Raw genomic sequence first — 9,452 nt, 5'->3', positions numbered from 1 at the left:
AGTCAGTTTAGGTTTGGAGAAAACCGATGATTCAGACTCAGACAATGCTGGATGTCGCCGACAACAGCGGAGCGCGCCGGGTGCAGTGCATCAAGGTGCTGGGTGGTTCACACCGCCGCTACGCTCGCGTTGGTGACGTCATCAAGGTCACGGTGAAGGAAGCTATTCCGCGCGGCAAGGTCAAGAAAGGCCAGGTGCTGAAAGCGGTAGTTGTCCGGACCCGCAGTGGCGTCCGTCGCAGCGACGGTTCGCTGATTCGCTTCGATGGAAATGCGGCTGTCTTGTTGAACAACACCAACGAGCAGCCGATCGGTACCCGTATCTTCGGGCCGGTGACGCGTGAACTTCGCAACGAGAAGTTCATGAAGATCATTTCCTTAGCGCCTGAAGTGCTGTAAGGGAGCGAGGCGACATGCAAAAGATCAAACGTGATGATGAAGTGATCGTCATCGCCGGCAAGGACAAGGGTAAGCGCGGTACCGTGAAGCGCGTCCTCAAGGACGAGCGGTTCGTGGTAGCGGGTGTGAACATGATCAAGCGTCACACCAAGCCAAACCCCATGGCCGGCAATCAGGGCGGTATCGTCGAGCGCGAGGCTCCGATTCACGCGTCCAACGTAGCCATCTTCAATCAGGAGACCGGTAAGGCGGATCGCGTCGGCTTCCAGATCAAGGAAGACGGTACCAAGGTACGTATCTACAAGTCGACGCAAGCGCAGATCGACGCCTAACGCGAGTCGGGTAGCAAAATGGCGAACTTGAAAGAACGTTATCAAAACGAGGTGGTGGCTCAACTGAAAGAGCAGTTCAGCTACGCCAACGTTATGCAGGTACCCCGGATCACCAAGGTGACTCTGAACATGGGTATCGGCGAAGCGACCAGCGATAAAAAGCTGATCGACGCTGCCGTCGGCGACCTGGAGAAGCTCTCCGGTCAGAAGCCGATGGTGACCAAGGCACGTAAGTCCATCGCGGGCTTCAAGGTGCGTGAAGGCTGGCCGATCGGCGTGAAGGTCACACTGCGCAGTGAGCGTATGTGGGACTTCCTCGATCGCCTGGTGAATATCGCGATCCCCCGCGTTCGTGACTTCCGTGGTCTCAACCCGAAGTCCTTCGACGGTCGTGGCAACTACAGCATGGGGGTGCGTGAGCAGATCATCTTCCCGGAGATCGAGTATGATAAGATCGACCGGATTCGTGGTCTGGATGTCACCATCACCACCACTGCCAACACCGATGACGAAGGTCGTGCGCTCTTGAGTGCACTGAACTTCCCGTTCAAGAAATAGGGGTGGGATCATGGCAAAGAAGAGCATGATTGAGCGTGAGCTGAAGCGCACGCAACTGGTTGAGAAGTATGCTGCCAAGCGTGCCGAGCTCAAGGCGATCATCCAGGACGTGAACAGCTCCGATGAGGAGCGCTTCGATGCGCAGCTGAAGTTGCAGTCGCTGCCGCGTGACTCCAGCCCCGTGCGTCAGCGTAACCGCTGCCGCGTGACTGGCCGTCCGCACGGCTACTACAACAAGTTCGGCCTCGGTCGTAACAAGCTGCGTGAAGCCGCCATGCGTGGCGACGTGCCCGGGCTGAAGAAGTCCAGCTGGTAACGCCACGTAGAATCATCAGGAGCGCAAGTTAAATGAGCATGCAAGACACTCTGGCGGATATGTTTACCCGTATCCGCAATGCGCAGCAGGCCACCAAGGAGACGGTCACCATGCCGTCCTCCAAGATCAAGGTTGAAGTGGCCCGCGTGCTGAAAGAAGAGGGTTACATCACTGACTTCGCCGTGAGCGAATCAGCCAAGCCCGAGCTGACCGTCAGCCTCAAGTACTTCGAAGGCAAGCCGGTCATCGAGCATCTGCAGCGGGTTTCCAAGCCGTCCCTGCGTAGTTACAAGGGCAAGGATGCGCTGCCGAAGGTCGCCGATGGCCTGGGTGTCGCGATCGTCACCACCTCCAAGGGTGTGATGACCGATCGTGCCGCGCGTCAGGCTGGTGTCGGCGGCGAAGTCCTCTGCACCGTATTCTAGGAGTTTGGAATGTCCCGCGTAGCCAAATATCCGGTTAAAGTGCCCGCTGGCGTCGAGGTCAAGATCGACGGCGCCACGCTGACCGCCAAAGGCGGTCAGGGCACCCTCTCCATGCCCGTTCACGACGATGTCGTGGTCGCGCAGGAAGATGGCCAGCTGACCTTCCAGCCGAGCAAATCTGCTAAGAGCTGGGCCATGGTCGGCACCACCCGTGCCCTGGTTCAGAACCTGGTCACCGGCGTGTCCGAGGGCTTTACCAAGTCTCTCGAAATCATCGGCGTCGGTTATCGCGCTCAAGCGAAAGGCCAGACGCTCAACCTGACACTGGGCTTCTCTCACCCGGTCGACTATCAACTGCCTGAAGGTGTCACGGCGGAAACGCCGAAGAACACCGTCATCGTGCTGAAGAGCGCGGACAAGCAGAAGCTCGGCCAGGTCGCAGCGGAAATCCGCGCTTTCCGTCCGCCTGAACCCTACAAGGGCAAGGGTGTGCGTTACGCGGATGAGCAGGTCCGCCGTAAAGAAGCCAAGAAGAAGTAAGGCAGGGTTATGAACGCGAAGAAAGAATCTCGTCTCCGTCGTGCCCGCCGCGCTCGCGCGAAGATCCGCGAGCTGGGCGTGTCTCGCCTGTGCGTCAATCGTACCCCCCGTCACATCTACGCGCAGATTATCTCGCCGGATGGTGGCAAGGTCCTGGCCAGCGCTTCCACGCTGGACAAGAGCCTGCGCGAGGGTTCGACCGGCAATGCAGACGCCGCAGCCAAAGTTGGTGCGCTGATCGCTGAACGCGCCAAGGAAGCGGGCATCACCCAGGTGGCCTTCGACCGCGCTGGCTTCAAGTACCACGGTCGTGTGAAGGCCCTGGCCGACGCCGCACGTGAAGGCGGCCTGGAATTCTAAAGGGTTTTACGATGGCGAAGAACGAACAGCAAAACGGCGATCTGCAGGAAAAGCTCGTGCAGGTCAACCGTGTCGCCAAGGTGGTCAAGGGTGGCCGTATTTTCGGCTTCACCGCTCTGACTGTCGTGGGCGACGGTAACGGTCGCGTTGGCTTCGGTCGTGGCAAGGCACGTGAAGTGCCGGTCGCGATTCAGAAGGCGATGGACCAGGCGCGCCGCAACATGATCAAGGTGAACCTGGTCGGCGGTACCCTCCAGTATCCGGTCAAGGCTCGTCATGGCGCCTCCAAGGTGTACATGCAGCCGGCCTCTGACGGTACTGGTATCATCGCCGGCGGCGCCATGCGCTCCGTGCTGGAATTGGCCGGCGTGCACAACGTCCTGGCCAAGTGCTATGGCTCCACCAATCCGGTGAACGTGGTCCGTGCGACCGTGAATGGCCTGGCTTCCATGCAGTCGCCGGAAGACGTGGCCGCCAAGCGCGGTCTCTCAGTCGAAGCGATCACGGGGTAATACACCATGGCAGCTACGATCAAGGTTACCCAGACCCGCAGCACCATCGGCACGTTGGCCAAGCACAAGGCCACCATGAAGGGCCTCGGCCTGCGCCGCATCGGTCACACGGTTGAACTGGAAGACACCCCTGCCGTTCGCGGCATGATCCACAAGGTCAACTACCTTGTGCGTGTTGAGGGAGAGTAATCCATGAAACTTAACAGCCTGAGCCCGGCACCGGGCTCCAAGCACGCTGAAAAGCGCGTCGGTCGTGGCATCGGTTCCGGTCTGGGCAAGACCGGCGGCCGTGGCCACAAGGGCCAGAAGTCGCGCAGCGGTGGCAGCGTGAAGCCCGGCTTCGAGGGCGGTCAGATGCCCCTGCAGCGTCGTCTGCCGAAGTTTGGTTTCACCTCCGCCAAGTCTTTGGTTTCCGAGGAAGTCCGCCTGGCCGAGCTGGCCAAGGTCGCGGGTGACGAAGTCACCCTGGAAAGCCTCAAGGAAGCCAATGTGCTGAAGGACTCCACGCAGCATGCGAAGGTGATCCTTTCCGGCGATCTGAACAAGGCGGTCACCGTTCGCGGTCTGCGGGTCACCAAGGGTGCCCGCGCAGCGATCGAAGCCGCCGGTGGCAAGGTAGAGGACTAAATGGCCAAGTCAGGAAACATGCCGGCGATGGGCAGCGGTCTGAGTGAACTGTGGGCGCGTCTGCGCTTCGTGCTCCTCGCCATCGTGGTCTACCGTATCGGTGCCCACATACCCGTTCCCGGTATCAATCCTGACCAGCTTGCTGCCTTGTTCAGGGAGCAGCAGGGCACCATCCTGGGCATGTTCAACATGTTCTCGGGCGGTGCCCTGGAGCGCATGAGTATCCTCGCCCTCGGCATCATGCCGTACATCTCGGCGTCGATCATCATGCAGCTCCTGACCGCCGTCTCGCCCCACCTCGAGCAGTTGAAGAAGGAGGGCGAGAGCGGCCGCCGCAAGATCAGCCAGTACACGCGCTACGGCACGGTGGTGCTGGCCCTGGTTCAGGCCACCGGCATGTCCGTGGGTCTGGCCAGCCAAGGCATTGCCTATACGGCCGATCTCAGCTTCTATTTCACCGCGATCATCACCTTCGTGAGTGGCGCGGTGTTCTTGATGTGGCTGGGTGAGCAGATCACCGAGAAGGGCATCGGCAACGGCATTTCGCTGCTGATCTTCGCGGGTATCGTCGCCGGCCTGCCCGGAGCTGTGGCTCAAGCCTTCGAGCTTGCCCGCAACGAGGGCGCGTGGAATGTGTTGCCGCTGTTGGCGCTTAGCCTTCTGGGTATCGCCACCGTGGCGTTCGTCGTGTTCATCGAACGCGGCCAGCGCCGGATCACGGTGAACTACCCGCGCCGCCAGGTAGGCAACAAGATGTATGCAGGGCAGAGCAGCTACCTGCCGCTCAAGGTCAACATGGCGGGTGTCATTCCGGCCATCTTTGCCTCGAGCATCCTGTTGTTCCCCGCCTCCCTCGGTCAGTGGGTAGGTGCGGGCGACGGCATGGAATGGTTGCAGCGCGCGTCCCAGGCGTTGGCCCCAGGTCAGCCCCTTTATATCTTGCTTTTCGCGGCGGCGGTGGTATTCTTCTGCTTCTTTTACACAGCGCTGGTCTTCAACCCCAAGGATGTGGCCGACAACCTCAAGAAGTCGGGTGCCTTCCTGCCGGGGATTCGTCCTGGCGAGCAGACCGCTCGTTATGTCGACAAGGTCATGACTCGTCTGACCCTGTTCGGCGCTCTCTACATCACTGCGGTTTCCCTGATGCCCCAGTTCCTGATCGTAGCGTGGAACGTGCCGTTCTTCTTTGGCGGTACCTCGCTGCTGATCGTGGTCGTGGTCATCATGGACTTCATGGCCCAGGTGCAGTCGCACCTCATGTCGCACCAGTATGAGTCGGTGATGAAGAAGTCCAACCTGAAAGGCTACGGTAGCGGCGGCATCATGCGCTAAGGCGCCGCAGGCCGATTTGGCACGCCGCAAGCCGATTTTGGAGAGAACGATGAAAGTTCGAGCTTCCGTGAAGAAAATGTGCCGCAATTGCAAGATCATTCGTCGCAATGGCGCTGTTCGCGTCATCTGCACCGAGCCGCGGCACAAGCAGCGCCAGGGTTGATCCTGGCCTGAATTGAACCGGGTGCTGGCATACCCCTTGCCCTAATGACGGGAAGGGGGTATGCTATTGCGCCTTTTGTAGTTGATTAACCGAGCAAGCCGCTCAAACTTCGGAGTAAGCTGATGGCCCGTATTGCAGGCGTCAATATCCCGGACAACAAGCATGCGGCGATCTCGCTGACCTACATCTTCGGGATTGGCCGTACTCGCGCACAGGAAATCTGTGAAGCGACCGGCATCGCGCCGACCACCAAGATCCAGGATCTGTCATCTGAAGAGATCGACAGCCTGCGTAGTGAAGTCGGCAAGTATACCGTTGAAGGCGACCTTCGTCGTGATGTGACGCTGAACATCAAGCGTCTCATGGACTTGGGTTGCTACCGTGGTCTGCGTCATCGTCGTGGTCTTCCGATGCGCGGTCAGCGCACCAAGACCAACGCGCGTACCCGTAAGGGACCGCGTAAGCCGATCCGCAAATAACACGCACGTTCTGGCGTAAAGACAGGAATTGACATCAACATGGCTAACCCGCGTAGCAACCGTAAAAAGGTTAAAAAGCAGGTAGTGGATGCCGTTGCGCATATCCATGCCTCTTTTAACAACACGATCATTACGATCACAGACCGCCAGGGCAACGCTCTTTCTTGGGCGACAGCCGGTGGTTCGGGTTTTCGTGGTTCTCGCAAGAGCACCCCGTTCGCTGCTCAAGTGGCAAGCGAGCGTGCAGCAACTGCTGCAGCCGAGTATGGTGTGAAAAACGTCGACGTGCTGGTCAAGGGCCCCGGTCCTGGCCGTGAATCCGCCGTGCGTGCACTCAACGCCGCCGGCTTCCGCGTGCAAAGCATCACCGACGCGACGCCCATTCCCCACAATGGCTGCCGTCCGCCGAAGAAACGCCGCGTTTAAGGAGACAGATTCATGGCTCGTTACATTGGACCGAAGTGCAAACTGTCTCGCCGGGAAGGTACCGACCTCTTCCTCAAGAGCGGTGTCACTCCCTTCGAGAAAAAGTGCAAATCCGAACAGATTCCGGGTGTGCACGGCCAGCGCCGTCAGCGTCTTTCCGACTACGGCTTGCAGCTTCGCGAGAAGCAGAAAGTACGTCGCATGTACGGCGTACTCGAAAAGCAGTTCCGCAACTACTACAAGGAAGCCGCCCGCCTGAAGGGTGCGACCGGTGAGTTGTTGCTGCAGCTGCTTGAGTCCCGACTGGACAACGTCGTCTACCGCATGGGCTTTGGCGCCACTCGCTCCGAGGCTCGTCAGCTGGTAAGCCACAAGGCGATTGCCGTCAACGGCAAGACCGTCAACGTGGCCTCCTACCAGGTCAAGCCCGGCGACGTGGTATCCGTTCGTGAAAAGGCCAAGCAACAGGCGCGTATCCAGAACGCCCTGAGCATCGCCGCCAACCGTGGCGACGTGGCCTGGATCGAACTCGACGCCAAGAAGATGGAAGGCACCTTCAAGGCCCTGCCTGAGCGCGGTGACCTGACTGCCGACATCAACGAGCAACTGATCGTCGAGCTGTACTCGAAGTAAGCGGTCCGTCCGCGCCGCCCTCCTCCGGGAGGGCGGCGGTTATTACCGAGTATTCGTTTGGCAGCCTGAAAGGTGTTCATATGCAGCGTTCAGTGACAGAGTTTCTCCGTCCTCGCGACATCAAGGTCGAAGAGATCAGCGCACACCACGCAAAGATCGTGCTCGAGCCGTTCGAGCGTGGCTTCGGCCACACGTTGGGCAATGCTCTGCGTCGTATCCTGCTCTCGTCCATGCCCGGCTGCGCCGTGGTGGAGACCGAGATCGCTGGTGTCGACCATGAGTACAGCGCGATCGAGGGTGTCCAGGAAGATGTCATCGAAATCCTCCTGAACCTCAAGGACGTGGCGATCAAGATGCACAGCCGCGACGAGGCGATGCTCTCGCTGAACAAGCAGGGCCCGGCCGTCGTCACCGCTGGTGACATCGCCGTCGATCACGACGTCGAAGTGGTCAACCCCGAGCACGTCATCGCCCACGTCAATGAAGGCGCCGAGCTCAAGATGCAGCTGAAGGTGGCCCGTGGTCGCGGCTATGAGCCTGCGGATGTCCGCAGCGAAGCCGACGACGAGACACGCGCCATCGGCCGTCTGCAGCTGGATGCGACCTTCAGCCCCGTGCGCCGCGTTTCCTACAGCGTCGAAGCCGCCCGCGTCGAACAGCGCACCGACCTCGACAAGCTGATCATCAACCTGGAAACCGACGGCACCCTGGATCCGGAAGAGGCGATCCGTCGCAGCGCGACCATCCTGCAAGAGCAGCTGGCAGCGTTCGTCGACCTGGAAGCCGACAAGGAACAGGAAGTGGTCGAGGAAGAGGATCATATCGATCCCATCCTGCTGCGCCCCGTAGACGATCTCGAGTTGACCGTTCGTAGCGCCAACTGCCTGAAAGCCGAGAATATCTACTACATCGGCGATCTGATTCAGCGCACCGAGGTGGAGCTGTTGAAGACCCCGAACCTCGGCAAGAAGTCCTTGAACGAGATCAAGGACGTGTTGGCTGCTCGTGGTCTGTCCCTTGGCATGCGGCTTGAAAATTGGCCGCCGGCTAGCCTGAAGGACGACAAGGCCACCGCCTAAGCGTCGGCTCGAGTCCCAGTTTGGTAAGGAATCACAACCATGCGTCATCGTAAGAGTGGTCGTCACCTCAATCGTACCAGCTCGCACCGCCAGGCCATGTTTCGCAACATGAGCGTGTCGCTGGTCGAGCACGAAGTGATCAAGACAACCCTTCCCAAGGCCAAGGAGCTGCGTCGTCATATCGAGCCGCTCATCACCCTGGCCAAGGAAGACAGCGTCGCCAACCGGCGTCTGGCCTTCAGCCGTACCCGCTCGAAGGAAGCGGTCGGCAAGCTCTTCAACGAGCTGGGTCCGCGTTACGTCGAGCGTCCGGGCGGTTACGTCCGTATTCTCAAGTGCGGTTTCCGCACCGGCGATAACGCCCCCATGGCCTACGTCGAGCTGGTCGATCGCCCCGTCGTTGAAGAAGAGGCCGTCGGCGAGGAGTAATCCTTTCGACAGCGCTTCGACACGACGCGAAACCGACACCTCCGGGTGTCGGTTTTTTTATGTCTGTCATTTGTCGACGGGACTCTTGGGCATGATGGTCGGAAGCTGGGCCGGCCCGAGAGGGCTGGCATCCAGGGGCAGCGATGACATAAGCGCCAGGGCTGTGTGTCCGCACGGCGTGGCTTCCCCTATGCTGTCAGTCAGGGACAAGGTATCGGGGGAAGGCATGCAAAGGACGTGGCAGAGGCTGTTGTCGATGCTGGTGCTGTCGCCAGTCATCGCCGTGGCGCAGACGCCGGGCGATCCAGAAGAAGCGGGCAAGGAGGCTGCCCAGGCGTCATCATTGGCCGAGGTGGGGGGCAGTGCGGCGCCCACGGTCGCCGCAGCCGAGGTGCGCGACTGCTTTGTACAGATGGGCCAGGGGGCGGTGGGTGACTGCATCGGACTCGCCGCCGACGCCTGCCAGCAGACCCCGGGCGGGGCCACGACCCTGGGCATCGTCGATTGTCTGGCCCAGGAGACCCGGGTCTGGGATGAACTGCTCAACGCCCAGTATCAGGAGCTGCGCGCGTTGATGCGCGAGCAGGACGAGGGGAATCCTGACGTGGGTATCTCCCGGGTGGACGCGCTAAGAGACGTGCAGCGCGCCTGGATCACCTTTCGCGACGCCGAGTGCGGCTACGCCTATGCCCGCTATCAGGATGGCACCATCCGCAGCGTCGTCGCCGCCGCCTGTCAGCTTGAACAGACCGCCCAGCGGGCGCTTACCTTGAAGGGCATCCTGCACGAGAGCAGTCTTTAGGCGTGCGCCTTGCCGCCACCCAGCGATCGCGGCCGCGTCTT

18 protein-coding genes are annotated in these 9,452 nt (G+C 60.4%); all 18 read left to right on the top strand.

All coding sequences use genetic code 11. The features are described 5' to 3' along the window. Window positions 1-26 precede the first annotated feature (26 nt). Complete coding sequence (gene rplN / locus NFG58_RS19175; protein ID WP_009723896.1) at window positions 27-398, top strand: 50S ribosomal protein L14; 372 nt, start codon at window positions 27-29, stop codon at window positions 396-398. A 14-nt stretch (window positions 399-412) separates the two neighbouring features. After that, on the top strand, window positions 413-730 hold the full coding sequence (gene rplX, locus NFG58_RS19170) for a 50S ribosomal protein L24 (protein WP_045990851.1): 318 nt from the start codon (window positions 413-415) through the stop codon (window positions 728-730). A gap of 18 nt (window positions 731-748) precedes the next feature. Then, window positions 749-1,288, top strand: coding sequence for a 50S ribosomal protein L5 (rplE, locus tag NFG58_RS19165; protein WP_045990850.1), 540 nt, complete (start codon window positions 749-751; stop codon window positions 1,286-1,288). Between the two features lie 10 nt (window positions 1,289-1,298). Continuing rightward, window positions 1,299-1,604 carry a 30S ribosomal protein S14 gene (gene rpsN / locus NFG58_RS19160; protein WP_045990849.1) on the top strand — a complete coding sequence of 102 codons (306 nt, stop codon included), beginning with the start codon at window positions 1,299-1,301 and terminating at the stop codon, window positions 1,602-1,604. A 32-nt stretch (window positions 1,605-1,636) separates the two neighbouring features. Continuing rightward, window positions 1,637-2,029: a 30S ribosomal protein S8 gene (gene rpsH, locus NFG58_RS19155; RefSeq protein WP_045990848.1), complete on the top strand. Its 393-nt coding sequence runs from the start codon at window positions 1,637-1,639 to the stop codon at window positions 2,027-2,029. A 9-nt stretch (window positions 2,030-2,038) separates the two neighbouring features. Beyond that, a complete protein-coding gene (rplF, locus tag NFG58_RS19150; protein WP_045990847.1) occupies window positions 2,039-2,569 on the top strand; it encodes a 50S ribosomal protein L6 in 531 nt (176 codons plus the stop codon). Window positions 2,570-2,578: 9 nt separating this feature from the next. Next, window positions 2,579-2,929, top strand: coding sequence for a 50S ribosomal protein L18 (gene rplR, locus NFG58_RS19145; RefSeq protein ID WP_045990846.1), 351 nt, complete (start codon window positions 2,579-2,581; stop codon window positions 2,927-2,929). A gap of 11 nt (window positions 2,930-2,940) precedes the next feature. Further along, a complete protein-coding gene (gene rpsE / locus NFG58_RS19140; RefSeq protein ID WP_045990845.1) occupies window positions 2,941-3,441 on the top strand; it encodes a 30S ribosomal protein S5 in 501 nt (166 codons plus the stop codon). A 6-nt stretch (window positions 3,442-3,447) separates the two neighbouring features. Beyond that, the gene (gene rpmD, locus NFG58_RS19135; protein WP_045990844.1) at window positions 3,448-3,630 is read left to right on the top strand and encodes a 50S ribosomal protein L30; all 183 of its coding nucleotides are present in this window, start codon (window positions 3,448-3,450) and stop codon (window positions 3,628-3,630) included. Between the two features lie 3 nt (window positions 3,631-3,633). Further along, on the top strand, window positions 3,634-4,068 hold the full coding sequence (gene rplO / locus NFG58_RS19130; protein ID WP_045990843.1) for a 50S ribosomal protein L15: 435 nt from the start codon (window positions 3,634-3,636) through the stop codon (window positions 4,066-4,068). Then, complete coding sequence (gene secY, locus NFG58_RS19125) at window positions 4,069-5,400, top strand: preprotein translocase subunit SecY (RefSeq protein ID WP_045990842.1); 1,332 nt, start codon at window positions 4,069-4,071, stop codon at window positions 5,398-5,400. A 49-nt stretch (window positions 5,401-5,449) separates the two neighbouring features. Then, entirely contained in the window at window positions 5,450-5,563 is a 114-nt protein-coding gene (gene rpmJ, locus NFG58_RS19120; RefSeq protein ID WP_031384759.1) for a 50S ribosomal protein L36, read from the top strand. Between the two features lie 122 nt (window positions 5,564-5,685). Continuing rightward, window positions 5,686-6,042: a 30S ribosomal protein S13 gene (gene rpsM, locus NFG58_RS19115; RefSeq protein WP_045990841.1), complete on the top strand. Its 357-nt coding sequence runs from the start codon at window positions 5,686-5,688 to the stop codon at window positions 6,040-6,042. A gap of 39 nt (window positions 6,043-6,081) precedes the next feature. Beyond that, the gene (gene rpsK / locus NFG58_RS19110) at window positions 6,082-6,468 is read left to right on the top strand and encodes a 30S ribosomal protein S11 (RefSeq protein ID WP_013331014.1); all 387 of its coding nucleotides are present in this window, start codon (window positions 6,082-6,084) and stop codon (window positions 6,466-6,468) included. 12 nt (window positions 6,469-6,480) lie between these two features. Next, window positions 6,481-7,101, top strand: coding sequence for a 30S ribosomal protein S4 (rpsD, locus tag NFG58_RS19105; protein WP_045990840.1), 621 nt, complete (start codon window positions 6,481-6,483; stop codon window positions 7,099-7,101). An 80-nt stretch (window positions 7,102-7,181) separates the two neighbouring features. After that, a complete protein-coding gene (gene rpoA / locus NFG58_RS19100) occupies window positions 7,182-8,180 on the top strand; it encodes a DNA-directed RNA polymerase subunit alpha (protein WP_108133880.1) in 999 nt (332 codons plus the stop codon). 39 nt (window positions 8,181-8,219) lie between these two features. Next, complete coding sequence (gene rplQ / locus NFG58_RS19095) at window positions 8,220-8,609, top strand: 50S ribosomal protein L17 (RefSeq protein ID WP_045990838.1); 390 nt, start codon at window positions 8,220-8,222, stop codon at window positions 8,607-8,609. Between the two features lie 226 nt (window positions 8,610-8,835). Beyond that, window positions 8,836-9,411, top strand: coding sequence for a lysozyme inhibitor LprI family protein (locus NFG58_RS19090; protein WP_108133881.1), 576 nt, complete (start codon window positions 8,836-8,838; stop codon window positions 9,409-9,411). Window positions 9,412-9,452 lie beyond the last annotated feature (41 nt).

The sequence above is a fragment of the Halomonas sp. RT37 genome (genome assembly GCF_040070525.1).
Lineage (GTDB): Bacteria > Pseudomonadota > Gammaproteobacteria > Pseudomonadales > Halomonadaceae > Halomonas > Halomonas litopenaei.
The sequence above is the reverse complement of the archived record's forward strand: the minus strand, read 5'-3'. Positions and strand labels throughout refer to the sequence as shown.

What these genes read in the sequence shown, in the direction of transcription:
- rpsE (WP_045990845.1), top strand. Translation starts at nt 2,941, where the DNA reads ATGGCGAAGAACGAACAGCAAAACGGCGATCTGCAGGAAAAGCTCGTG.
- rplF (WP_045990847.1), top strand. Translation starts at nt 2,039, where the DNA reads ATGTCCCGCGTAGCCAAATATCCGGTTAAAGTGCCCGCTGGCGTCGAG.
- rpsD (WP_045990840.1), top strand. Translation starts at nt 6,481, where the DNA reads ATGGCTCGTTACATTGGACCGAAGTGCAAACTGTCTCGCCGGGAAGGT.
- rplO (WP_045990843.1), top strand. Translation starts at nt 3,634, where the DNA reads ATGAAACTTAACAGCCTGAGCCCGGCACCGGGCTCCAAGCACGCTGAA.
- NFG58_RS19090 (WP_108133881.1), top strand. Translation starts at nt 8,836, where the DNA reads ATGCAAAGGACGTGGCAGAGGCTGTTGTCGATGCTGGTGCTGTCGCCA.
- secY (WP_045990842.1), top strand. Translation starts at nt 4,069, where the DNA reads ATGGCCAAGTCAGGAAACATGCCGGCGATGGGCAGCGGTCTGAGTGAA.
- rpoA (WP_108133880.1), top strand. Translation starts at nt 7,182, where the DNA reads ATGCAGCGTTCAGTGACAGAGTTTCTCCGTCCTCGCGACATCAAGGTC.
- rpsH (WP_045990848.1), top strand. Translation starts at nt 1,637, where the DNA reads ATGAGCATGCAAGACACTCTGGCGGATATGTTTACCCGTATCCGCAAT.
- rpmD (WP_045990844.1), top strand. Translation starts at nt 3,448, where the DNA reads ATGGCAGCTACGATCAAGGTTACCCAGACCCGCAGCACCATCGGCACG.
- rplN (WP_009723896.1), top strand. Translation starts at nt 27, where the DNA reads ATGATTCAGACTCAGACAATGCTGGATGTCGCCGACAACAGCGGAGCG.
- rplQ (WP_045990838.1), top strand. Translation starts at nt 8,220, where the DNA reads ATGCGTCATCGTAAGAGTGGTCGTCACCTCAATCGTACCAGCTCGCAC.
- rpmJ (WP_031384759.1), top strand. Translation starts at nt 5,450, where the DNA reads ATGAAAGTTCGAGCTTCCGTGAAGAAAATGTGCCGCAATTGCAAGATC.
- rplE (WP_045990850.1), top strand. Translation starts at nt 749, where the DNA reads ATGGCGAACTTGAAAGAACGTTATCAAAACGAGGTGGTGGCTCAACTG.
- rpsK (WP_013331014.1), top strand. Translation starts at nt 6,082, where the DNA reads ATGGCTAACCCGCGTAGCAACCGTAAAAAGGTTAAAAAGCAGGTAGTG.
- rpsN (WP_045990849.1), top strand. Translation starts at nt 1,299, where the DNA reads ATGGCAAAGAAGAGCATGATTGAGCGTGAGCTGAAGCGCACGCAACTG.
- rplR (WP_045990846.1), top strand. Translation starts at nt 2,579, where the DNA reads ATGAACGCGAAGAAAGAATCTCGTCTCCGTCGTGCCCGCCGCGCTCGC.
- rpsM (WP_045990841.1), top strand. Translation starts at nt 5,686, where the DNA reads ATGGCCCGTATTGCAGGCGTCAATATCCCGGACAACAAGCATGCGGCG.
- rplX (WP_045990851.1), top strand. Translation starts at nt 413, where the DNA reads ATGCAAAAGATCAAACGTGATGATGAAGTGATCGTCATCGCCGGCAAG.